19 protein-coding genes are annotated in these 22,504 nt (G+C 69.1%); 9 read left to right on the top strand and 10 right to left on the bottom strand.

Translation table 11 applies throughout. The features are described 5' to 3' along the window. The first annotated feature begins 49 nt into the window (after positions 1-49). A complete protein-coding gene (gene thiD / locus AC3EO7_RS15340; protein ID WP_435591528.1) occupies positions 50-895 on the top strand; it encodes a bifunctional hydroxymethylpyrimidine kinase/phosphomethylpyrimidine kinase in 846 nt (281 codons plus the stop codon). A gap of 172 nt (positions 896-1,067) precedes the next feature. Here thiD and AC3EO7_RS15345 read toward each other — a convergent pair whose 3' ends face one another. Continuing rightward, positions 1,068-1,796 carry a TetR/AcrR family transcriptional regulator gene (locus tag AC3EO7_RS15345; protein ID WP_431971319.1) on the bottom strand — a complete coding sequence of 243 codons (729 nt, stop codon included), beginning with the start codon at positions 1,794-1,796 and terminating at the stop codon, positions 1,068-1,070. Between the two features lie 24 nt (positions 1,797-1,820). Then, positions 1,821-2,156, bottom strand: a complete 336-nt coding sequence (locus AC3EO7_RS15350) for a DUF4873 domain-containing protein (protein ID WP_435591529.1) — start codon at positions 2,154-2,156, stop codon at positions 1,821-1,823. A 194-nt stretch (positions 2,157-2,350) separates the two neighbouring features. Here AC3EO7_RS15350 and AC3EO7_RS15355 point away from each other — a divergent pair, with 194 nt between their 5' ends. The 8 genes from AC3EO7_RS15355 to AC3EO7_RS15390 all read left to right on the top strand — a co-directional run bounded on the left by AC3EO7_RS15355 (position 2,351) and on the right by AC3EO7_RS15390 (position 12,058). Beyond that, positions 2,351-3,316, top strand: coding sequence for a diiron oxygenase (locus tag AC3EO7_RS15355; RefSeq protein WP_435591530.1), 966 nt, complete (start codon positions 2,351-2,353; stop codon positions 3,314-3,316). Then, on the top strand, positions 3,313-4,302 hold the full coding sequence (locus tag AC3EO7_RS15360) for an AurF N-oxygenase family protein (protein ID WP_435591531.1): 990 nt from the start codon (positions 3,313-3,315) through the stop codon (positions 4,300-4,302). The genes AC3EO7_RS15355 and AC3EO7_RS15360 overlap by 4 nt, the downstream gene beginning before the upstream one ends. An 18-nt stretch (positions 4,303-4,320) precedes the next feature. Next, complete coding sequence (locus AC3EO7_RS15365; RefSeq protein ID WP_435591532.1) at positions 4,321-5,886, top strand: flavin-containing monooxygenase; 1,566 nt, start codon at positions 4,321-4,323, stop codon at positions 5,884-5,886. A gap of 13 nt (positions 5,887-5,899) precedes the next feature. Then, positions 5,900-6,748: an SDR family NAD(P)-dependent oxidoreductase gene (locus AC3EO7_RS15370; protein WP_435591533.1), complete on the top strand. Its 849-nt coding sequence runs from the start codon at positions 5,900-5,902 to the stop codon at positions 6,746-6,748. 9 nt (positions 6,749-6,757) lie between these two features. Then, positions 6,758-7,801, top strand: coding sequence for a 2Fe-2S iron-sulfur cluster-binding protein (locus AC3EO7_RS15375; protein WP_435591534.1), 1,044 nt, complete (start codon positions 6,758-6,760; stop codon positions 7,799-7,801). 114 nt (positions 7,802-7,915) lie between these two features. Further along, positions 7,916-8,545 carry an SAM-dependent methyltransferase gene (locus tag AC3EO7_RS15380; RefSeq protein WP_435591535.1) on the top strand — a complete coding sequence of 210 codons (630 nt, stop codon included), beginning with the start codon at positions 7,916-7,918 and terminating at the stop codon, positions 8,543-8,545. A 175-nt stretch (positions 8,546-8,720) separates the two neighbouring features. Beyond that, positions 8,721-9,983 (top strand): glycosyltransferase, encoded by a 1,263-nt coding sequence (locus tag AC3EO7_RS15385; RefSeq protein WP_435591536.1) that lies wholly within the window; start codon positions 8,721-8,723, stop codon positions 9,981-9,983. Further along, the gene (locus AC3EO7_RS15390) at positions 9,980-12,058 is read left to right on the top strand and encodes a glycosyltransferase family 39 protein (protein WP_435591537.1); all 2,079 of its coding nucleotides are present in this window, start codon (positions 9,980-9,982) and stop codon (positions 12,056-12,058) included. The genes AC3EO7_RS15385 and AC3EO7_RS15390 overlap by 4 nt, the downstream gene beginning before the upstream one ends. Positions 12,059-12,213: 155 nt before the next feature. On the opposite strand, the gene AC3EO7_RS15395 is transcribed toward AC3EO7_RS15390, so the two are convergent. The 8 genes from AC3EO7_RS15395 to AC3EO7_RS15430 all read right to left on the bottom strand — a co-directional run bounded on the left by AC3EO7_RS15395 (position 12,214) and on the right by AC3EO7_RS15430 (position 22,465). Next, entirely contained in the window at positions 12,214-12,996 is a 783-nt protein-coding gene (locus AC3EO7_RS15395; RefSeq protein ID WP_431971172.1) for an SDR family oxidoreductase, read from the bottom strand. Between the two features lie 241 nt (positions 12,997-13,237). Next, complete coding sequence (locus AC3EO7_RS15400) at positions 13,238-13,852, bottom strand: TetR/AcrR family transcriptional regulator (protein ID WP_431971171.1); 615 nt, start codon at positions 13,850-13,852, stop codon at positions 13,238-13,240. Between the two features lie 4 nt (positions 13,853-13,856). Further along, entirely contained in the window at positions 13,857-14,639 is a 783-nt protein-coding gene (locus AC3EO7_RS15405; RefSeq protein ID WP_431971170.1) for an enoyl-CoA hydratase family protein, read from the bottom strand. Between the two features lie 98 nt (positions 14,640-14,737). Then, entirely contained in the window at positions 14,738-15,898 is a 1,161-nt protein-coding gene (locus tag AC3EO7_RS15410) for an acyl-CoA dehydrogenase family protein (RefSeq protein ID WP_435591538.1), read from the bottom strand. A 4-nt stretch (positions 15,899-15,902) separates the two neighbouring features. Beyond that, the gene (locus AC3EO7_RS15415) at positions 15,903-17,987 is read right to left on the bottom strand and encodes an ATP-binding protein (RefSeq protein WP_435591539.1); all 2,085 of its coding nucleotides are present in this window, start codon (positions 17,985-17,987) and stop codon (positions 15,903-15,905) included. 7 nt (positions 17,988-17,994) lie between these two features. Beyond that, a complete protein-coding gene (locus tag AC3EO7_RS15420) occupies positions 17,995-19,593 on the bottom strand; it encodes an acyl-CoA carboxylase subunit beta (protein ID WP_431971167.1) in 1,599 nt (532 codons plus the stop codon). Then, a complete protein-coding gene (locus tag AC3EO7_RS15425; RefSeq protein WP_431971166.1) occupies positions 19,590-20,753 on the bottom strand; it encodes an acyl-CoA dehydrogenase family protein in 1,164 nt (387 codons plus the stop codon). The genes AC3EO7_RS15420 and AC3EO7_RS15425 overlap by 4 nt, the downstream gene beginning before the upstream one ends. Continuing rightward, a complete protein-coding gene (locus AC3EO7_RS15430) occupies positions 20,750-22,465 on the bottom strand; it encodes an acyclic terpene utilization AtuA family protein (protein ID WP_431971165.1) in 1,716 nt (571 codons plus the stop codon). Before AC3EO7_RS15430 ends, AC3EO7_RS15425 begins: the two co-directional genes overlap by 4 nt. Positions 22,466-22,504 lie beyond the last annotated feature (39 nt).

Consider the following 22,504-nt stretch of genomic DNA (forward strand, 5'->3'; position numbering starts at 1 on the left):
TTCGTAGCGGGCGGGTGGGCACCGCCCACCAGGCGTTAGGGTCGGGACTGTGAAACTGCTGCCCCTTCCCGCCGACGGACAGACTCCGGTCCGCGTCCTCACCATCGCAGGCACCGACTCCGGCGGCGGCGCCGGGATCCAGGCCGACTCGCGCACGATGGCGATGTGCGGGGTGCACGCGTGCGTCGCGGTCGCGGCGGTGACGGTGCAGAACTCGGTGGGCGTGAGCGGCTTCCACGAAATTCCGCCGCAGATCGTCGCCGACCAGGTGCGTTCGGTGGTCGGCGATATCGGCGTCGGCGCGGCCAAGACGGGCATGCTCGCCTCGACGGCCATCATCGAGGCGGTCGCCGAGGTCTGCCGCGAAGTGGGCATCGGCCGCGACGGCACGATTCCGCTGGTGGTCGATCCGGTGGCGGCGTCCATGCACGGCGACCCGCTGCTGCACATGGAGGCACTGGATGCGTTGCGCCACACGCTGATTCCGCTCGCCACGGTCGTGACGCCGAACCTCGACGAGGTCCGGCTGCTCACCGGAATCACGGTCACCGACCAGGCCGAGGCGCGACGCGCGGCCGAGGCGCTGCACGCGCTCGGCGCGCGCTGGGCGATCGTGAAGGGCGGACACCTTCGCCCCTCCGAGACGAGCACCGACCTGCTCTTCGACGGCGAGAACTTCCACGAGTTCACCGCGCCGCGCCTCACCACCGGTAACGACCACGGCGGCGGCGACACCCTCGCGGCGGCCATCGCCTGCGCCCTCGCGCACGGTTATCCGGTGCCGGAGGCGGTCGAGTTCGCCAAGGAATGGACCCGCCGATGCCTGGCCGCCTCCTACGATCTCGGCGCGGGCCACGGCCCGGTCTCGCCGCTGTGGCGGCTGCGTCACTCCTGACGTCCACGCCTCGTTCGTCCGGCAGTCCGGCCGCGAAAACTTGTCGGTGGGCGGGTCCATACTGAGGTTGTCGCGAACACGGCCGGCCTCAACGGCGCGGCTCGGCCAGGAACAACGGCGTTCACAGTGGACGCGGCAAGGCCCCTGTGCCGTCCGCGGCGGCACTCCGGGGTCAGGACGATTCGGCCGAAAAGGCCCGGTGCAGGGGTAGATCGGCGTCGATGACGATGCCGTTGAGACGGGCGTTGGCCTCGGCGAGCGCCGAGACGATCTCGGCGATGTAGGCGACGAACTTCTCGATCGGCATCGTGTTGGCCTGGAGTCGATTCGCGCCGAGCCACCAGTCGGTGGCCGAGGCGACCGCACCGAATATCGAATAGTTGACGAGCTCGACACTCGCCACGTCGATCGACTCGTCCTCGACCAGACCGGCGAACAGCTCGGCGGCCCGGCGCGCCGACTGCCTGGCCGATTGCAACGCCCGCTCGGACTCGTCGGCCTGCTGGGTGAAGTGACTGTGCAGCATGAAACGGAAGACGTTCGGGTGCTCGGTGACCACCAGGGCGTACTCCGCCGCGCCGCGGCGCACCAGTTCGCGAGCCGAGTCGTCGGTGAGGTCGATGCTCGAGATGATGCGCTCCCACAGCATGTCGCGCACCCGGTCGACGATGGCGTTGTAGAGGTCGGTCTTGTCCTCGAAGTGCCGGTACAGCTTGGGCTTCGCGGCGCCCGCTTCCTTGGCGATATCGCCCATGCTGACGTCGGGGCCGAACTTGTCCAGCGCACGGAACGCCGCGTCGACGAACTCGTCACGCACCTTCACCCGATGCGCACGCCACCGCTCGGTGCGGGCGTCGACCCGCTTGGGCCGCGCCTTGTCGATTTCCCGGCGGCTGTGCATCACGGCTCCGACCGTACCAATTCCTTACTCGACCTCGGGCAACTCGGTCGGAACCGGAAAAGGCGGGGTGCTCTTGCCCGTGATACGAAAGCGCCGCCACGGATCGGGATCGCCGACATAGCCCTCGCGGGCGCTGTGTTCGGTGCGGATGGTGACCCTGGTGCGCGGCTCGTCACCGAGCGCGGCGGAGAGGTCGTCGTTCGGGCGAATCCGGCCGAACCACCGGTAGATGCCGTCGATCGGTTCCCGATAGCCGCGTAGTTCGACCTGCACCGGGATCTCGCGGCCATGCACGACGAGGGTCGCCGCGCCCAGGTAATCGGATCCCGCGTGCGGACTGTCGGCGAAGGCGCTGTTCATCCCGGCTCCTGCGTTCGCTCGTAACACCCCACTCGACCTCGACCGTTGACATCGAGTGAGACGTAGGACACACTCGTCAATGTACACGGAACTAGCGGTACTGGGTACTAGGAGTTCCGCATTCGCGGGAACCTCGTTCCTCCGCCGTTCCGGCACAGCGGATTGAAACCCAGCACAGAGAGCTGGTGGGGACAATGACGTCCAGCCACGACTACGGCTTCCGGCCCGCCACCACGCCGTCCGGTGCGGCCGTGCGGCGGCGCCGTCATATCGGCGATCGGCAGACCACCGCGCGGCGGCTGCTGTTCGCGGGCGCCGCCGCGGCCGCCTACGATCCCGATCTCGACATCGACTGGGACGCGGCGCCCGATCCCGCGAAGCATTGGCTTCCGCCGGAACGTGTTTCGCTGTACGGCAGCAGGCTCTGGGAGCGGCTGACCCCCGAGCAGCGGCGCGAACTCGGCAAGCACGAGCTGGTCAGCATGCTCGGCATCGGCATCTACGCGCAGTCGATGCTGTCCATGCTGATGTTCCGCGACGTCATCGAAAGCCGCGATCCCGTCGACGATCACACGCGATTCACGCTCGCGGCGATTCACGACGAGAGCCGCAACTCCACCATGTACAGCAGGCTGATCAACGCGACCGGCCTGCCGCCCTACCGGCTGCCCGCGCCGCTGCGCGCGCTGACCAAGCTCACGCTGTGGATCCCGGACGGCCCCACCGCGCTCGGCTTCCGCCTGCTCGTCGAGGAGATGGCGGCTCAGCTGCTGCGCGAGCTCACCGCCGATCCGGACATCCAGCCCCACCTGCGCCAGCTGGCCGTGCTGCACGCCGCCTCCAGCGCGCGCCACATCGAGGTGACGCGCGCGGAGTTGTTGCGCACCATCGACTCTCGCGGCCCGATTCGCGCCGCATTGCATCGTTGGATGCTCAGCGCCGTGGTGGCCGTCGCCTACGCGACGCTCGTGCACCCGGCGGTGTATCGCGCCGTCGGCATCCATCCACTCGCCGGCGCCGCGGCCGCGGTTACCACCGGCGCCTATCGACGCAACGCACGCGCCGCGACGGCGACCGTGCGCGATTTCCTCCGCGAAACGCACCGGCCCCAGGGCATGTCGGACGTTCGCTCGATCACGAACGGGAGAGCGGTGCGATGACCACCGAAGCCGAACCCATCGTCACCACCGCGGGCGCCTCGACGGTACGTCGCAAGACCGTCGGCGACCGGCAGAAGACAGCCCAGCGCCTGCTGCGCTCCTCCGCCGAGCGCGCCTACGACGGCGAGGTCGACATCGATTGGGACGCGCCGATCGAGCCGGGCAAGCACTGGATGCCGGAACACCGGCAGTCGCTGTACGGCACCGCGCTGTGGGAACGACTCACCCCGGAGCAGCGCACCGAACTCGGACTGCACGAGCTGGTCAGCGTGCTCAGCTTCGGCATCATCGCGGAGGCGGGGCTGAGCACGATGCTCTTGCGCACCGTGCTGGAGAGCGAGCAGCTGGTGGACGATCACGCCCGCTACGCGCTCGCCGAGATCGGCGAGGAGACGAGGCATTCCACGATGTTCAGCCGCCTGGTGAATCTCACCGGACTGCGGCCGTATCTGCTGCCGAAGACCGGGCGCAAGCTCGGCCGCCTCGCCACCTTCATCCCGCTCGGCCCTTCTGCTTACGCGGGCACCCTGTTGATCGAGGAGATCTTGGACCGGTTGCAGCGTGAGGCCATGAACGATCCGGACCTGCAACCCCATGTGCGCCAGCTGATGAAGATCCACGTGCTGGAGGAGGCGCGCCACATCACCTACGCCCGTGAGGAATTGGTGCGCGCCATCGAGGCGCGCGGCAAGGTGTCCAACGCCTTCCACCGCGTGGTCTTCGCGGTGATGGTGCTCGGCGTGTATCCCGTGCTGATCAATCCGCGCGTGTACCGGTCGGTGGGCATCGATCCGCTACGCGGCTTCCTCGCCGCCTTCACCTCACCGAACTTCCAGGTGAACGCGACCTTCGCGGGCGAGCCGCTGCTGCGTTTCGCCCACGAGGTGGGCATGCTCGACGGCGCGGTGACGCGGCGGCTCTACCGCATGTCGCGCAGTGTGCCGCAGGACATTCTCGACGACCTCGACCGCCGCGCGGCGGCATGACCCGAGGGAAGTGATGCTATGTCGGCGCGGCATTCGGCTCCGGTGCGCACCGGGGTACTGATCATCGGCAGTGGATTCTCCGGCCTCGGCATGGGGATCGCGCTGGACAAGGCGGGACTCGGCGACTACCTGATCGTGGAGAAGGCCGACGACATCGGCGGCACCTGGCGAGACAACACGTATCCGGGCTGCGCCTGCGATGTGCCGACCCACCTGTACTCGTATTCCTTCGAGCCACGCTCGAATTGGCGACGGCTGTTCTCCGAGCAGCCGGAGATCTTCGACTATCTCCAGGAAGTCGCGGACAAGTATCGGTTGCGCCACCGTATCCGATTCGGCGAGCACATGGTTCGCGGGTACTGGGCCGAGGACGAACGGCGCTGGCACGCGTTCGGCGCCGACGGCCAGGAGTACGTCGCGCGTTTCGTCGTCTCGGCCATCGGAGCGCTGCACATTCCGAGCATCCCGCAGTTCCCGGGCAGTTCCGAATTCGGCGGCGCCGCCTTCCATTCGGCGCAGTGGGACCACGGGGCCGACCTGCGCGGCAAGCGGGTGGCGGTGATCGGGACCGGGGCGAGCGCGATCCAGTTCGTGCCGGAGATCGTGGACGAAGTGGGCGCGCTGACGGTGTTCCAGCGCACCGCACCGTGGGTGCTGCCGCGCGCCGACGTCGTCTTCTCCGATCGGTTCCGCACCGCGCTGCGACGGGTGCCCGGACTGCGCTTCGCGCTGCGCAACGGCATCTACTGGGGCGCGGAGGTCGCCGCCTACGCGATGACCCGCAGGCCCGACCTGCTGAAGACGCTGGAATGGTTCGGCAAGCGGCACATCGCGCGCCAGATCGCCGATCCCGCGCTGCGCGCCGCGGTGACGCCCGACTACCGCGCGGGCTGCAAGCGATTGCTCGGCTCGGACACCTATTATCCGGCGCTGGCCGATCCCAAGACGACGGTGGTCACCGACCGCATCGACCACTTCACCGCCGGGGGCATCGTCACCGCGGACGGCGTCGAGCACCCGGCCGACGTGATCGTCTACGGCACCGGATTCCATGTCATCGATTCGTTCACCACCCTGTCCATCACCGGCCGCGACGGCGTCGACCTGGCCGCGCGCTGGACCGTGGAGGGCGTGCAGGCACACCGCGGGATCACCGTGGCGGACATGCCGAATGCCTTCTTCCTGCTCGGCCCGAACACGGGGCTCGGCCACAACTCGGTCATCTTCATGATCGAGTCGCAGATCCACTACGTGTTGGACGCGATCCTGCAGGTGCGGGCGCGCGGCGCGGCGGCGCTGGTGCCCCGGCGGACGGCGCAGGACCACTTCAACGCCGAACTCCAGCGGAAGCTGGGCCGCTCGGTGTGGAACACCGGCGGCTGCCGCAGCTGGTATCTGGACGAGCACGGCAACAACCGCACGCTGTGGTCCGGCTTCACCTGGCAGTACTGGCTACAGACCAGGCGGCTGCGGCCGGACGAGTACGAGTTCATCGGACCCGCGCCGAGCGTCCCGGCGCGACCGACCGTCGTGCTGGAAAACCATCCCGCCCAAACCTTCCCGACCACGATCACCGGTAGCTGAAGGGGGATATCTCATGCGCCACTTCGACAACAAGGTCGCCGTCATCACCGGCGCGGGCTCCGGCATCGGCCGGGCGCTCGCGCTGGAGCTGGCCCGCCACGGCAGCCGCCTCGCGCTGTCCGATATCGACACCGGCGCGGTCGCCGACACCGCGGGTCGCTGCGAAAAGCTCGGCGCCACCGCGATTCCCTATCAGCTCGACGTCGCGCAGCGGGCCGCGGTCTACGCGCACGCCGAGGACGTCCGCACCGAGTTCGGCGGCGTCGACCTGGTGGTGAACAACGCCGGGGTGGCGCTCAGCGCCGACGTCCTCGACATGGACTGGGACGATTTCGACTGGGTGATGAACATCGACTTCTGGGGCGTCGCGCACGGCACGAAGGCCTTCCTGCCCGATGTGATCGCCTCCGGCGACGGGCACATCGTCAACATCTCCTCGGTCTTCGGCCTGATGGGAATACCGTCCCAAAGCGCGTACAACGCCGCCAAATTCGCGGTGCGCGGCTTCACCGAGGCGTTGCGGCAGGAAATGCGCATCGCCGGATATCCGGTCGGGGTGACCTGCGTTCATCCCGGCGGCGTGTCGACCGAGATCGCGGTGAACGCGCGCGGCATACCGGACAACGTCGATCGGGAGACGGTGCGCCGCGGCTTCGAGCTGATCACCATGACCAGCCCGGAAACGGCCGCGAAGATCATCCTGCGCGGCGTGCGCAAGAACAAGGCGCGCGTGCTCATCGGGCCGGACGCCCGCGGCTTCGACCTGATCCCGCGGCTGCTCGGGCCGCACTACGAGGATCTCGGCGTGCCGCTGTACCGGCTGGGCAAGCGGGCCGCGAGCCGGTTCGGCATCGAGCTGTAGGCGGGACCGATGACGCGGGCCAATTCCCATGTGCACACCCTGGAAGTGGTGGAGGTGATCGAGGAGACGGATGCGGCGGTTTCGCTGGTGTTCGAGATTCCCGACGCGCTCGTCTCTCGATTCCGTTACCACCCGGGGCAATTCCTCACCCTCGAGGTGCCGAGCGACCGCACCGGATCGGTGGCCCGCTGCTATTCGCTGTCCAGCTCACCGCACTTGGACGACGACGCGATCGTCACGGTGAAGCGCACGCCCGGCGGCTACGCCTCGAATTGGCTGTGCGACAACGTGTCCGTTGGCATGCGGCTGCGGGTGCTCGCGCCGTCCGGGGTGTTCGTGCCGAAATCGCTGGACGCCGATCTGCTGCTGCTGGCGGCGGGCAGCGGCATCACCCCGATCATGTCCATCGCGAAGTCGGCGCTGATCGCAGGTTCGGGCACGGTGCTGATGATCTACGCGAACGACGACGCGGGCGCGGTGATCTTCGGCGCGGAACTGGAGGACATCGCGGTCGAATTCCCGGATCGGTTCACGGTGGTGCACTGGCTGGTCGACGAGCGCGGCCTGCCGACGACGCCCGCGCTGCGTGACCTGCTGCTCCCCTACCCACGCTACGACGCGTTCCTCTGCGGCCCAGCGCCTTTCATGGCAGCGTGCACCGCTGCGCTGCGCGCGATCGGCATGCCGGAGTCGCACATCCACCACGAGAAGTTCCAGTCGTTGACCGGCGATCCGTTCGCCGACATCGAACTGCCCGGCGCGCCCACCGAATCCGGCGCGGCAACCGCCACCGTCACACTCGACGGACGCACGCTGGAACTGCCGTGGCCGCGCACCCGCACGCTGCTCGAGGTGCTGCTGGCCAACGGCTACGACCCGCCGTTCTCCTGCCGAGCGGGCGAGTGCAGTGCGTGCGCGTGCACGGTCCGCGCGGGCGAGGTGCGGATGCTGCGCAACGAGACGCTGGTCGACGCCGATCTCGCACTCGGCCTGACCCTCGCGTGCCAGTCCGTGCCTGTCTCCGACCGCGTCCACATCGACTTCGATCAGTAGTCGATTGCCGAAACGGCAAAGAATCTGGCACGGCTTCTCGACCTGCGTGCACCATGCTCTTGCGGGTTCCCCCGCGGTCCATCACCGGCATACGCAGGTCAGGAGAGGCGTTCGATGACCGAAACCACCGCTCAGGAGTACTGGGAAGACTTCTACCGTGAGCGCGAGCAGGTGTGGACCGGGAAACCGAATGTGTTGCTGGTCCGCGAAGCCGCCGATCTCGCGCCTGGCGCCGCGCTCGACCTGGGCTGCGGCGAGGGCGGCGACGCCATCTGGCTGGCCGAGCGTGGCTGGCGGGTGCTGGCGGCCGATGTGTCGGCCACCGCGTTGGAACGGGCGGCCGAGCGCGCTGCCGCGGCGGGCGTCGGGGACCGAATCACTTGGGAGCGGCACGATCTCGCGCATTCCTTCCCCGAGGGCTCGTTCGATCTGGTGTCGGCCCAGTTCCTGCATTCGCCGGTCGCCGCGGACGGCGAACGCGACAAGATCTTGCGGCTCGCCGCCGAGGCCGTCGCGCCCGGCGGTGTGCTGATCGTCGTGGCGCACGCGGGCTGGCCGACCTGGATGACCGAGCCGCCGTTCTTCGAATTCCCGACCATCCCCGGCACGCTCGCCGCCCTCGATCCGAAGCCAGGGGAATGGCGGGTCGAGACCGAGGAGGTCGTCGGTCGCGAATGGCCCGGTCCCGAGGGGCAGGACGGCCGCAGGGAGGACACGGTGCTGCGCATCCGACGACTGCGCTAGGCGTACATCCGGCCACGCGCAGGGCTGAGGATGGACTGCGGCAGTGGGCGTACCTCCACCTTCGCTTCCGCCATGTCGCGGCGCTGGGGACGTCCGGCGCGTGGGCGTTAACGTACCCAGCAACCTCACAGCCCGGTCCCAGCGTCACGGCAGCTACACCGCCGACGGTGGGAGCATGACCGAAACCGTGGCCGTCGCCAGTGCGGCGCAGCAGAATCGAGCCACGGGCCGACCGCCCGTGCTCGACGTGGTGATTCCCGTCTACAACGAGGAGACCGACCTGGGCATCTGCGTGCAGCGACTGCACGCGTACCTGGGCGGCGGCTTCCCCTTCCCGGCGCGTATCACCATCGCCGACAACGCGAGCACCGACGCGACTCTCCAGGTCGCCCGGCTGCTCGCGGCCGAATACGACGACGTGCGCGTGGTGCACCTGGACGCCAAGGGCCGCGGCCGGGCGCTGCGCGCCGTGTGGGAGCACTCCGACGCGCAGGTCGTCGCCTATTTGGACGTCGACATGTCCACCGACCTCGACGCACTGCTGCCCCTGGTGGCTCCGCTGGTCTCCGGCCACTCCGACCTGGCCATCGGCACCCGCCTGACCGCGGGCTCGCGGGTGGTGCGCGGACCGAAGCGCGAGTTCATCTCCCGCAGCTACAACCTGATCCTGAAGGCCGCGCTGCGCACCGGGTTCTCCGACGCGCAGTGCGGTTTCAAGGCGACGCGCACCGATGTCGCTCGGCGGCTGCTGCCGCTGGTGCAGGACGGCGAATGGTTCTTCGACACCGAACTGCTGGTGCTCGCCGAACGCGCGGGTCTGCGCATCCACGAGGTGCCGGTGGACTGGATCGACGATCCCGACAGCCGCGTCGACATCGTCGACACCGCGCGCAAAGATCTTCAAGGCATCTGGCGGCTCGGCCGGGCCATGGCCACCGGCGCGCTGCCGCTGGACGACGTGCGGCGGGCCATCGGGCGGGAACCGCTGGTACCAGGCGTGCCGCTGGGCATGGTGGGTCAGGTGGTACGGTTCGCGCTCATCGGCGTCGCCTCGACGGTCGGGTACCTGCTGCTCTACTTGTTGTGGCAACCGCTGACCGGGCCGCAGGCGGCGAATTTCCTCGCGCTACTGATGACGGCCGTCGGCAACACCGCGGCCAACCGCGCCTTCACCTTCGGTGTGCGCGGCACGAACGGCGTTGTCGCACACCAATTCCAGGGACTGCTGCTCTTCGGGTTCGGCCTGCTGGTCACGAGCGGTTCGCTGTTCGCGCTGCATCGCTGGGCGCCGGACGCGCCCGTGCACTGGGAACTGCTGGTGCTGGTGGTCGCCAATCTCGTGGCGACCCTGGCGCGGTTCGTCGGATTGCGCTGGGTCTTCCGGCACGCGGGCGGCCGGCAGTACCGGACGACCGTGGTGGACGAGGGCCGCCGATGAGCACCGCGACGCTGACCCCGCCGAAATCCATTTCGCTTCAGCAGAACTCGAGCCTGACGAAGCGCAATCGCTGGGAGTACCCGGCGCTCGCCGCGCTGCTCATCGGGACCGGCGTGGCCTACCTCTACAACCTCGGCGTGAACGGCTGGGCGAACGCCTTCTATTCGGCCGCCGTACAAGCGGGTTCGCGGTCGTGGATCGCCTTCTTCTTCGGCTCCTCCGATGCGGGGAACTCGATCACCGTCGACAAACCGCCCGCCTCGCTGTGGCTGATGGAACTCGCGGTGCGCCTGTTCGGCCTGAGCAGCTGGAGCATTCTGGTGCCGCAGGTGCTGCTCGGCGTCGGCACGGTGGCATTGCTGTGGGCGACGGTGCGGCGTTCGTTCGGGCCCGCCGCGGGCCTGCTCTCCGGGCTCGTCCTCGCTGTGACTCCCGTTGCCGCGCTGATGTTCCGGTTCAACAACCCCGACGCGCTGCTGGTGTTCCTGATGGTCGCCGCGGCCTGGGCCATGCTGCGCGCGGTGGCGGACGGACGCTGGCGCTGGCTCGTGCTCGCAGGCGCTTTCATCGGTTTCGGATTCCTGGCCAAACAGTTGCAGGTGCTGCTCGTGGTGCCCGCGCTGGCGCTGACCTATCTGATCGCGGGTCCGCCCGCGCTGGGCAAGCGGATCGCGCAGCTGTGCGCGGCGGGCGCCGCGATGGTGGTGGCGGCGGGCTGGTGGCTGCTGGCGGTGGAGCTCTGGCCCGCGTCCTCGCGGCCGTGGATCGGTGGCTCCCAGAACAATTCGATCCTGGAGCTGACGCTCGGCTACAACGGACTCGGCCGCCTCAACGGCAACGAGACCGGCAGCGTCGGCCCCAGCGCGGAAGGCGGCCGCGGCATGATGTGGGGAGACACCGGCATCACCCGGCTGTTCGAACCCGCGCAGGGCGGGCAGATCGCCTGGCTGATCCCCGCGGCTCTGGTAGCGCTGATCGCCGGGATCGTTCTGTGCGGCAGAGGTCCTCGAATCGACGGCAGACGAGCCGCGCTGGTGCTGTGGGGCGGATGGCTGCTGGTGACCGGCCTGGTCTTCAGCTTCATGGCGGGGATCTTCCACCAGTACTACACCGTCGCGCTGGCGCCCGCGATCGCGGCGTTGACCGGATCCGGTGCGGTCCTGCTCTGGCGCGAACGGGACCGGGTCCTGGCTCGGGTGGCGCTGGCCCTCGCTACCGGCGTGACGACCGCGACCGCCTGGATATTGCTCTCGCGCAGTGTCGACTTCGTGCCGTGGCTGCGGTGGGCCGTACTGGCGGTGGGTGTCGCCGCGACGGTGGCGCTGCTGTTTCCCTTGGGGCGCAAGCGTTCTCTCGCGGCCGCGTTGACCGTCGCGTTCGTCGGCCTGGCCGGGCCGGTCGCGTACACCGCGCACACGTTGGCCACACCGCATTCCGGTCCGATCCCGTCGGCGGGTCCGAGTGTCGGCTTCGGCTTCGGCGGTCGCCCCGGCGGACCGGGCGACGGTGGCGGTATGCGTGGTGGACCGATGATGCCAGGGCGCAACGGAAGCGACGGGGCACTGCGCGGCGCGCCAGGAGCGCCCGGCATGACTCCGGGGGGCGGCGCCCCCGCGATTCCGGGCGGTACGGCCACAGGTCCGAACGGCACGGCGCCGTCGCAGTCGGGTGACGGAACTATGGGCGGCCCAGCCGGTTTCGGCGGCCCGGGCGGCGGGTTCATGAGCGCAAGCATGCCCGGCGATCGACTCGTCGCGTTGCTCGAAGACGACGGCGACGCCTACACCTGGGTGGCGGCGACGGTCAGCTCCAATCAGGCGGCGGGCTATCAGCTCGCCACCGAGCTGCCCGTGATGCCGATAGGCGGCTTCAACGGCACCGATCCGTCGCCGACGCTGGCCCAGTTCCAGCAGTACGTGGCCGAGGGCAAGATTCACTACTTCCTCGGCGGCGAGGACAACCGCCCGAACGGCGGCGAGTCGTCGGAGGGCGCGAAGATCACCGCGTGGGTGCGGGCCAACTTCACCGCCCAAGAGGTGGACGGCGTCACCGTCTACGACCTGACCGCACGCTGAAAAACCGCTGCGCACCGGCTCTTTCGAGATCCGGTGCGCAGCGGCGTTGGGCAATGCGCGGCGTCATCGAACAGCACGCGGCGTCATCGAATACTGCGCAGCAGCTCGCACACCGCACAGCGGTGTCGAACATTCAGCGCGGCGGCGTCGAGCATTCAGTTGGCGGCCGAGTACGTCGCTTCGACCCACTCCGCGAACGTCGGACCCGCCAGGGTGGCGTGCGGACCGGCCAGCAGTGTGCCGTCCTCGAACCGCTCGCGGTCGGGGTTGGCCGGGTCGCTCATCTCCTGCACCCGGACCGCGTCACCGCGCCGGGCGGCGAGCAGCGCGGCCGCGCCCGCCATGGTCTCCGGCTGGGGTCCGGCGATCTCAGGGAACGGTCCGTCGGTGGTCTCCGGGGCCGGGTTCACGGCCAACTCGACGAGTTTCTCGGCGACGGCGCGGGCGGCCACCAGCTGGGTGCGCATGTTCGGCAGGTAGGCGACCTCACCCTGGGTGCCCCACTGCATCATCACCTCGACCAGCTCGTGGAACTGCGCGGCCCGCAAGATCTGCACCGGCAGCGGGCCTTTCGCCAGCTCCTGCTCGTGCGCCAGCTTCGCGGCGTTGTAGCCCGCGACCGTGCTGTCGATGCCGATGATGGACACCACGACCAACCGCTCGACCCCCGCCTCGCTGCCCGCCTCGTGCAGGTTGCGCGCGGCGGCGGTGAAGAACGCGGTGGCGACGTCCTTGTCGGCGGAGGGCGTACTCGAGGCGTCGATCACCACGTCCACCCCGGCCAGCGCCTCGACGAGGCCCGCGCCGGTCTCGATGTCCACGCCGTTGGCGCGGGAGAAGGCCACCACCTCGTGTCCCTGCTCGTTCAGCACGTCGACGACGTGACGGCCAAGACGTCCGGTGGCTCCGGCGACGGCGATCTTCTTGCTGGCGTTCATGTCCTGCTCCTTGTGTTCCGCTGCGGCGGTGTTCCGCGTTCACAGGGAGGACGACACGGGGCCGACGAGTGTGACATCGCGCAGAACATGCAGGTCAGGAGCTACTCAGCGCGGAGCAGCACTATTCGGGAGCCGCACTGCGTAAGAACCGCACAACCCGAGAGCCGCACAACGCGGAAGCCGCGCCATGCGAGAGCCGCACAGCGCAGGAGCATGGTTCAGCAGCCGCGCAGTGCAGACCTCAGCGTGGCGTGGTGAGGGCAGAATGCAGTGTCGCCGACCACTGCTGGACGATCTCCTTGCGACGGGCCGAGTCGTCGGTGAGGACGTCGGCGAGACCGAGCCCGCGAGCCAGGTCGAGGGTCGCCTGCACCAAGTGGTGCGCGACGGGATCGGAGTCGTCGACGCCGAGCGCCTCGACGGCCCTGCGGTGCGCGACGCGACCGAACTTCGCCTCCAAGGGCACGATGCGCTCGCGGAGCACCGGATCGGCGGCGGCGTGCGTCCACACCTGCAACGCCGCCTTGAACAGCGGCGAGGTGTAGGACTCGACCAGTCCGGCCACGACGGCCTCCGTCCGGCCCACGCCCTCGGCCACCCCCGCGATCGTCCGCGCCTCCGTCTTGGCCTGGTCCATGCGGGTGTCGAACATGTACTCCAGCGCGCCGGTGATCAGATCCTCCCTGGTCGGGAAGTGGTGCTGGGCGGCACCGCGCGACACCCCCGCCCGTTCGGCGACCACCGCGACCGTGGCGGCGGCCCAGCCCATCTCGGCCAGGCAGTCGATGGTCGCCTCTAGCAGCCGCTGCCGTGTCGCTCGGCTGCGGTCCTGCTTGGGTTCGTGGGGTGTCGCCATGGCGCTATTCTGCCCAGCTCGGTGCGCGCCGCTGCAGGAAGGCCAGCATCCCCTCGTGCACCTCGGGGGTGCCGAAGAAGCTCGCCGAACGCCGCGCGAGTTCTTCGGCGGAGGCGTCGAACCCGGCCAGGATGTCCGCGTTGACCAGGCGCTTGGCCTCGGCCAGGCCCTGCGGGGAACCCTTGCGCAGCTCACCGATCAGCCGTGCGACCTCGGCCGCCGGGTCGTCTGCGGTAATCGTGACCAGCCCGATCTCGGTGGCCGCCTCGGCGCCGAACTTCTCGCCGGTCAGGTAGTAGCGGCTCGCCGCGCGCGGGGTCAGCCGCGGCAGCAGGGTGAGCGAGATCATGAAAGGCGCGAGGCCGATTCGCACCTCGGTGAGCGCGAAGGAGCTGCCGGGCCCGGCCACCACCAGATCGCAGGCCGCGACGATGCCCATGCCGCCCGCGCGCACGTTGCCGTCGATCTGCGCGATCACCGGCTTCGGGATCTCCACGAGCCTGCGCAACACGTCGATCATCACGCGGGTGCGCTGGTCGGCGGCCACCGCGGGGTCGGCGTCGCTGGCCTCGCTGAGGTCGGCGCCCGCGCAGAAGGTGTTGCCGGTGTGCGCGAGCACGATGCCGCGCACCGCGGGATCGGCGGCCGCGTCGTCCAGGCCGCGGAGCAGGTCGGCGACCAGGCGCGAGGACAGCGCGTTGCGGTTGTGCGGCGAGTCGAAGGTGAGGACCGCGAAGCCGTCGCGGATCTCGTAGCGAACGAGCGGCGCGGTGGAAGTGTCGGTCATCGGGTCTCCTGTGATTCGTCGATCGGGGGATCCCGCTCCGTCTTTCGGATCGTCGCGAAACCGCGCTCGAGGTTCCGGACGGAGCGGGATCGACTGCGTCAGTAGGACTTCGGCAGACCCAGCGAGAACTGGGCGACGAAGTTGAGCACCATCTCACGGCTGACCGGGGCGATACGGCCGATACGGGACGCCGCGAGCATGGCCGCGAGTCCGTAGTCCGCGGTGAGACCCGCGCCGCCGTGCGTCTGGATCGCCTGGTCCAGCGCCTTGATGCTGGCCTCGGCCGCCGCGTACTTGGCCATGTTCGCGGCCTCGGCGGCGCCCATCTCCTCGCCGGCGTCGTAGAGCGTGGCGGCCTTCTGCATCATCAGCTTGGCCATCTCCAGCTCGATCTTCACCTGCGCCAGCGGATGCGAAATGCCCTGGTGCGCACCGATCGGCGTCTTCCAGACGGTGCGCTCCTTGGCGTATTCCACCGCGCGATCGATGGCGTAGCGGCCGAGGCCGACGGCCATCGCGGCGCCCATGATGCGCTCCGGGTTCAGACCGGCGAACAGCTGCATCAGCGCCGCGTCCTCCTTGCCGACCAGGGCGCTGGACGGCAGGCGGACGTCGTCGAGGAACAGGTTGAACTGGTGGTCCGGCTCGATGATGTCCATCTCCTGCGCCGTCTTGGTGAAGCCGGGAGCGTCGGTCGGGACGATGAACAGGGCGGGCTTGAGCTTGCCGGTCTTGTGGTCCTCGGTGCGCGAGACGATCAGCACCGCCTCGGCCTGGTCCACGCCGGAGATGAAGATCTTGCGGCCGTTGAGGATCCAGTCGTCACCGTCGCGGCGGGCCGTGGTGGTGATCTGGTGCGAGTTCGATCCGGCGTCCGGCTCGGTGATGCCGAAGACCATCTTGCCCGAGCCGTCGGCGAGCTTGGGCAGCCAGTGCTGCTTCTGCTCGTCGGTGCCGTACTTGGTGATGATGGTGCCGCAGATGGCGGGCGAGACCACCATGAGCAGCAGGCCCGCGCCCTGCGCCGACAGCTCCTCCATCACCAGCGCCAGCTCGTACATGCCGGCGCCACCGCCGCCGTACTCCTCGGGCAGGTTCACCCCGAGGAAGCCGAGTTTGCCCGCCTCGTCCCACAATTCGGTGAGCGGCTCGCTCTTGCGCGCCTTGGGCAACACGTAGTCGCGGTAGCTGTACTTCGCGGCGAGCGCGGCCACCGCGGCCCGCAGCTGCTTGCACTCGTCGGATTCGATGAAACTCATGGGGTTACTGCTCCTGGTTCTCGTTGACCGCGTCGTCGGGATCCACGACGGCAAGGACTGCGCCGATGTCGACCTGCTGGCCGACGGTGACATTGAGTGCGCTCAGCACACCGGAGGTGGGCGCGGCGATGGTGTGTTCCATCTTCATCGCTTCCAGCCACAGGATCGGCTGCCCGGCGTCCACCCGGCTGCCTGCCTCCGCGCCGAGCCGGATCACGCTGCCCGGCATGGGTGCTAGCAGCGAACCGGTGGCCACCTGGTCGGCCGGATCGCTGAAGCGCGGCAGCCTCCGTGCGCTCACCGGTCCGAGCGGCGAGTCGACGCAGACCAGATCGCCGTAGCGCGCGACGGTGAACACCCGCCGCACCGGTCCGTGTTCGCCGGGCACGCTCAGCACCACGCGCTCCGGGTTCAGCTCCACCAGCTCGACACCCTCATGGCCGTCCACCGTCACGCCGGAGCGGGTGAACCGGTAGCCGACCTCGTGCACGCCGCTGATGCGGCTCTCGTAGGACTTGCGCTGCGACTGCGAGGGCAGGTTGCGCCAGCCGCTCGGCAGCCCGCCGCTGGTCCGCGCCGCCGCACGGTTGGCCGCGGCGTCCGCGAGCGCGGCCGCGACGATGGACAGCGCCTCGTCGGCCTCGGACACCAAAGGCGCTGCAAGCGTAGACAATCCGTGCGTCTCGAAGAACGCCGTGTCGGTGTCGCCCGCCAGGAAGGCGGGGTGCCGCAGCACCCGCACCAGCAGGTCGCGGTTGGTCACCAGACCGTGAATGCGGGCCCGCTGCAAGGCCGAGGCCAGCAGTCGCGCCGCCTCGGTCCTCGTCTCCGCGTAGGAGATGACCTTCGACAGCATCGGGTCGTAGTGCACGCCGACGACCGAACCGTCGACGACGCCGGTGTCCAGGCGCACGCCCGCACGGTCGAGCAGATCGAATTCCGCCGTGACCGAGGGGATGTCGAGCCGGTGCACGGTGCCGCTCTGCGGCTGCCAGTCGTGCGCGGGGTCCTCGGCGTAGAGCCGGACCTCGATCGAATGCCCGCGCATGGCGGGTGGTTCCGCGGGCAGCCTGCCGCCCGCGGCCACCTCCAGTTGCAGGCGTACGAGATCCAGTCCCGTGGTGCACTCGGTGACCGGATGTTCCACCTGGAGACGGGTGTTCATCTCCAGGAAGAAGAAATCGCCCTGCTCGTCGGCCAGGAACTCGACGGTGCCCGCGCCGGTGTAGTCGATCGCGCCAGCGGCCAGCCGGGCCGCCTCGAACAGCCGCTCACGCATGCTCTGCCCATTGGCCATGCCCGCGGACCCTCCGTGGCCACGCTCCGCTACCGCCTCCGGGCCTGAAGCGCGCATGGCGTCGATGCGCTCCACCAGCGGCGAAGGCGCCTCTTCGACGACCTTCTGGTGGCGACGCTGAATGGAGCACTCGCGCTCGCCGACCGACCAGATCGTGCCGTGCGTATCGGCCATCACCTGGACCTCGATGTGCCTGCCGGTCTCCAGGTACCGCTCGCAGAACACGGTCGGATCGCCGAACGCGGACTCGGCCTCGCGCCGGGCCGCCGCGATCTGCGGTTCCAGGTCGGCGAGATCGCGCACCACCCGCATGCCGCGCCCACCGCCACCGGCGGACGCCTTGATCAGCACCGGCAGGTGCGCCTCGGTGACCTCGGTGGGATCCAGCTCGGCGAGTACCGGCACGCCCGCGGCGTCCATCATCTTCTTGGACGCGACCTTCGAGCCCATCTGCTCGATGGCCTCGATCGGCGGTCCGATCCACACCAGACCGGCCGCCTGCACCGCACGCGCGAATTCCGCGTTCTCCGAAAGGAATCCGTAGCCGGGGTGGATGGCATCGGCGCCCGCGGAGAGCGCGGCCGCCACGATCAGCTCGCCGCGCAGGTAGGTCTCGCCGGGCGTATTGCCGGGGAGCCGGACCGCGGCGTCGGCCTCGCCGACGTGCGGGGCCGCGGCGTCCGCGTCGGAGTACACGGCGACGGTCCCGAGGCCCATACGCCGACAGGTGGCGAAGACGCGACGGGCGATCTCCCCGCGGTTGGCGACCAGAACGGTCGAAATTGAATTCACGGCTGCCTCACATCCGGAAGACGCCGAAGCCCTCGGCGCCCTTGATCGGGGCATTGTGGATGGCCGAGAGCGCCATACCCAATACCGTGCGGGTGTCGCGGGGGTCGATGACGCCGTCGTCGTAGAGCCTGCCCGACATGAACATCGGCAGCGACTCGGCCTCGATCTGCGCCTCGATCATGGCGCGCATGCCCGCGTCGGCCTCCTCGTCGAACGGCATGCCCTTCGCCTCGGCGGCAGCACGGCCCACGATCGAGATGACACCGGCCAGCTGCGCTCCGCCCATGACCGCGGATTTCGCACTGGGCCAAGCGAAGACGAAGCGCGGATCGTACGCGCGACCGCACATCCCGTAGTGCCCGGCGCCGTAGGAGGCGCCCATCAGCAGCGAGATATGCGGCACCTTGGAGTTGGAGACCGCGTTGATCATCATCGCGCCGTGCTTGATGATGCCCTTCTGCTCGAACTCCTTGCCGACCATGTAGCCGGTGGTGTTGTGCAGGAACAACAGTGGCGTATCCGACTGGTTGGCCAGCTGGATGAACTGTGCCGCCTTCTGCGCCTCCTCGGAGAAAAGCACACCGCGCGCGTTGGCGAGGATACCGACCGGATAGCCGTGCAGCTCGGCCCAACCGGTGACCAGGCTGCTGCCGTACAGCGGCTTGAACTCGTCGAAATCGGAGCCGTCCACGACGCGCGCGATCACCTCGCGCGGATCGAACGGGATCTTCAGATCGGAAGGAACGATGCCGAGCAGCTCCTCCTGATCGAGCAGCGGCTCGATCACTTCCGCGCGCGGCGCGGGACCCTGCTTCTTCCAGTTCAGGCGTTTGACGATGGAGCGGCCGATGCGAATCGCGTCCTGCTCGTCGGCGGCCAGGTAGTCGGCCAGACCCGATGTCCTGGCGTGCATTTCGGCGCCGCCGAGGGATTCGTCGTCGGACTCCTCACCGGTGGCCATCTTCACCAGCGGCGGGCCGCCGAGGAACACCTTGGAGCGCTCCTTGATCATCACCGTGTAGTCGGACATGCCAGGGATGTAGGCGCCGCCCGCCGTGGAGTTGCCGAACACCAGCGCGATGGTCGGGACGCCCATCGCGGAGAGCTTCGTCAGATCGCGGAACATCCGGCCGCCGGGGACGAAAACCTCTTTCTGCGTGGGCAAGTCGGCGCCGCCCGACTCGACGAGGCCGATCACCGGCAGCCGGTTCTCCATGGCGATGTCGTTCATGCGCAGGTTCTTGCGCAGCGTCCACGGGTTCGAGGTGCCGCCGCGCACCGTGGGATCCGGCGCGACGATCATGCATTCGACGCCTTCGACGATGCCGATGCCCGCGATCACGCTGCCGCCCACATGGAAATCGCTACCCCACGCGGCAAGCGGGCACAGCTCGAGAAACGGCGAGTCCTCGTCGATGAGCAGTTCGATGCGTTCGCGCGCGGTCAGCTTGCCGCGCTTGCGGTGCCGCGCCATCTTGTCCGGACCACCGCCCGCGACATTCTTGGCGAACTCGGCGCCGATCTCGGTGAGCTTGGCGTTCATCGCCTCGGCGGCGGCGCTGTACTCCGCCGAACCGCTGTCGAGCGTGCTGCGCAAGATCGTCATGACTGGTACCCCAATCGTTTGGCGGCGAGTGCGGTCAGGATCTCGGTGGTACCACCGCCGATGCCGAGGATGCGGATGTCGCGGTACTGGCGCTCCACCTCGGATTCGCTCATGTAGCCGAGCCCGCCGAAGAGCTGGACGGCCTGGTTGGCCACCCACTCGCCCGCCTCGACGGCGGTGTTCTTCGCGAAGCACACCTCGGCGATCAGGTCCGTCTCGCCATTGGCGCTGCGCTGCACCACATCTCGGGTGTAGACGCGGGCGACGTCGATGCGCCGCGCCATCTCGGTCACCGTGTTCTGCACGGCCTGCCTGCTGATCAGCGGACGGCCGAAAGTCTCACGGTTGCGCACCCATTCGAGCGTCAGCTCGAGGCAGCGCTGCGCCTGCGAATACGCCTGCACCGCGAGGCCGACCCGCTCGCTGACGAACGCGCCCGCGATCTGATAGAAGCCGGAATTCTCCTGGCCCACCAGGTTTTCCACCGGCACGCGCACGTCGACGTAGGACAGTTCCGCGGTGTCGGAGGCGCGCCAGCCCATCTTGTCCAGCTTGCGGCTGACGGTGAAACCGGGCGTGCCCTTCTCCACGACCAGCAGCGAGATGCCGCCCGAGCCGGGGCCCCCGGTGCGCACCGCGGTGACCACGAAGTCGGCGCGGCAGCCGGAGGTGATGTAGGTCTTCGCGCCGTTGACGATGTAGTGGTCGCCGTCGCGGCGCGCGGTGGTGGTGAGGTGGCCGACGTCGGAGCCGCCGCCCGGTTCGGTGATGGCCAGCGAACCGATCTTCTCGCCGGCCAGGGTCGGACGGGCGAAGCGCTCGATCAAGTCCTCGTTGCCGGAGGCGATGATGTGCGGCACCGAGATGCCGCAGGTGAACAGCGAGGCGAACAGCCCGCCGGAGGCGCCCGCCTGGTGCATCTCCTCGCAGACGATCATGGCGTCCACGCCGTCGCCGCCGGAACCGCCCGCCGACTCGGGGAACTGCGCGCCGAGCAGACCCAGCGCGCCCGCCTTCTTGTGCAGCTCGCGGGGTATCTCGCCCGCGCGCTCCCAGTCCTCGAGGTACGGCAGGATCTCGCGCTCCACGAAACCGCGCACGGTGGAGCGCAATTCGCGCCGCTCCGGCGTGTTCCACGGACTGACTACGGCACTGGTCATGAGAGCAGCTCCACGGGGATATCGAGGTGACGGGACCGCAGCCATTCGCCGAGCCCCTTGGCCTGCGGATCGAAGCGGGCCTGGTAGGCCACGCCCTTGCCGAGCAGGCCGGAGATGATGAAGTTCACGGCGCGCAGGTTCGGCAGCACATGCCTGGTGACCGACAGCGACGCGGCCTCGGGCAGCAGTTCCTTGATGCGGTCCACGGTGAGCGTGTGCACCAGCCAACGCCACTGTTCGTCGGTTCGCACCCAGACGCCGATGTTCGCGTCACCGCCCTTGTCACCGCTGCGCGCCAGCGCGACCGTGCCGAGCGGGGCGCGGCGAGTCTCGCTCGCGGCCAACGGCTCCGGCAGCTCGGGTTCCGAAACACTCTCCAGTGCAGTTGTTTCCGTCGCGGCCGCGACCTCGACGCGGCTGCCGTCCGGCAGCACCGCGGCGTGCGGAACCTCGCCCGCGTCGACGAAGCCGGGCGTGAACACGCCGTACGGCGAGCCGTTGCCGGGCAGGGTGGTGAAGGTGCATCCCGGGTAGCTGGCCAGGGCCAGTTCCACCGCGACGTTGGAGAAGGCGCGGCCGACCTTGTTCGGGTCCTGGTCGCGGACCACGCAGCGCAGCAGCGCGCTGGCCTGCTCCTCGGTGTCGGCGTCCGGCCGGTCGAGCCGGGCCAGCGTCCACTCCAGCTCGGCCGGGCGCACCGGCAGCCAGGATTCCAGCTGGCGTTGCGCCAGCGCGGCTTTCGCCGCGATGTCCAGGCCGGTCAACACGAATTCCATCTCGTTGCGGAAGCCGCCGAGGGTGTTCAGCGACACCTTGAGCTGCGGCGGCGGCGCCTCGCCCGTGACGCCGCTGATCAGCACCCGGTCCCGGCCCTCCTGGCTCAGCCGGATGCTGTCGAGCCGCGTCGTGACGTCCGGGCCCGCGTAGCGCGCGCCCTGGATCTCGTACATCAGCTGCGCCTCGACCGTGTCGACGGTGACCGCGCCGCCGGTGCCCTCGTGCTTGGTGATCACGCTGCTGCCGTCGCGGCGGATCTCGGCGATCGGGAAGCCCGGCCTGCCGAGATCGGCGAGTTCGGTGAAGAAGGCGTAGTTGCCGCCGGTGGCCTGGGTGCTGCACTCGATGACGTGGCCAGCGACCACCGCGCCCGCGAGCGCGTCGTAATCGGTTCGGCCCCAGCCGAAGTGCGCGGCGGCCGGGCCGACGATCACCGAGGCGTCGGTGACCCGGCCGGTGACCACGATGTCGGCGCCCGCGTTCAGGCATTCGACGATGCCCCACCCGCCGAGGTAGGCGTTGGCCGTGAGCGGGCTGCCGAGGCCGAGTTCGCTTGCGCGCGAGAGCAGATCGTCGCCCTCGACGTGCGCGACCTTGGCGTCCAGCCCGAGATCGGCGGCCACCTTGCGCAGCTTCTCGGCCAGCCCGGCCGGGTTCAGGCCGCCCGCGTTGGCGACGATCTGCACATTCCGTTCCAGAGCGAGCCCGAGGCAGTCCTCGATCTGCTTGACGAAGGTCTTGGCGTAGCCGAGGCTCGGGTCCTTCATCCGGTCCCTGCCCAGGATCAACATGGTCAGCTCGGCAAGATAGTCGCCGGTGAGCACGTCGAGCTGCCCGCCCTCGAGCATCTCGCGCATGGCGCTGAGCCGATCGCCGTAGAACCCGGAACAGTTGCCGATGCGGATGACATCCGGATCGGCGGCCAATCTACTCATCAGCCGGAGGCCTCCCTTGCGGTGGAGTTCACGTTCCGG

The organism is Nocardia sp. bgisy118 (assembly GCF_057708605.1).

What these genes read in the sequence shown, in the direction of transcription:
- AC3EO7_RS15400 (WP_431971171.1), bottom strand. Translation starts at nt 13,852, where the DNA reads ATGGCGACACCCCACGAACCCAAGCAGGACCGCAGCCGAGCGACACGG.
- AC3EO7_RS15385 (WP_435591536.1), top strand. Translation starts at nt 8,721, where the DNA reads ATGACCGAAACCGTGGCCGTCGCCAGTGCGGCGCAGCAGAATCGAGCC.
- AC3EO7_RS15410 (WP_435591538.1), bottom strand. Translation starts at nt 15,898, where the DNA reads ATGAGTTTCATCGAATCCGACGAGTGCAAGCAGCTGCGGGCCGCGGTG.
- AC3EO7_RS15390 (WP_435591537.1), top strand. Translation starts at nt 9,980, where the DNA reads ATGAGCACCGCGACGCTGACCCCGCCGAAATCCATTTCGCTTCAGCAG.
- AC3EO7_RS15425 (WP_431971166.1), bottom strand. Translation starts at nt 20,753, where the DNA reads ATGACCAGTGCCGTAGTCAGTCCGTGGAACACGCCGGAGCGGCGCGAA.
- AC3EO7_RS15345 (WP_431971319.1), bottom strand. Translation starts at nt 1,796, where the DNA reads ATGCACAGCCGCCGGGAAATCGACAAGGCGCGGCCCAAGCGGGTCGAC.
- AC3EO7_RS15355 (WP_435591530.1), top strand. Translation starts at nt 2,351, where the DNA reads ATGACGTCCAGCCACGACTACGGCTTCCGGCCCGCCACCACGCCGTCC.
- AC3EO7_RS15360 (WP_435591531.1), top strand. Translation starts at nt 3,313, where the DNA reads ATGACCACCGAAGCCGAACCCATCGTCACCACCGCGGGCGCCTCGACG.
- AC3EO7_RS15365 (WP_435591532.1), top strand. Translation starts at nt 4,321, where the DNA reads ATGTCGGCGCGGCATTCGGCTCCGGTGCGCACCGGGGTACTGATCATC.
- AC3EO7_RS15375 (WP_435591534.1), top strand. Translation starts at nt 6,758, where the DNA reads ATGACGCGGGCCAATTCCCATGTGCACACCCTGGAAGTGGTGGAGGTG.
- AC3EO7_RS15350 (WP_435591529.1), bottom strand. Translation starts at nt 2,156, where the DNA reads ATGAACAGCGCCTTCGCCGACAGTCCGCACGCGGGATCCGATTACCTG.
- AC3EO7_RS15430 (WP_431971165.1), bottom strand. Translation starts at nt 22,465, where the DNA reads ATGAGTAGATTGGCCGCCGATCCGGATGTCATCCGCATCGGCAACTGT.
- AC3EO7_RS15405 (WP_431971170.1), bottom strand. Translation starts at nt 14,639, where the DNA reads ATGACCGACACTTCCACCGCGCCGCTCGTTCGCTACGAGATCCGCGAC.
- AC3EO7_RS15420 (WP_431971167.1), bottom strand. Translation starts at nt 19,593, where the DNA reads ATGACGATCTTGCGCAGCACGCTCGACAGCGGTTCGGCGGAGTACAGC.
- AC3EO7_RS15370 (WP_435591533.1), top strand. Translation starts at nt 5,900, where the DNA reads ATGCGCCACTTCGACAACAAGGTCGCCGTCATCACCGGCGCGGGCTCC.
- AC3EO7_RS15395 (WP_431971172.1), bottom strand. Translation starts at nt 12,996, where the DNA reads ATGAACGCCAGCAAGAAGATCGCCGTCGCCGGAGCCACCGGACGTCTT.
- AC3EO7_RS15380 (WP_435591535.1), top strand. Translation starts at nt 7,916, where the DNA reads ATGACCGAAACCACCGCTCAGGAGTACTGGGAAGACTTCTACCGTGAG.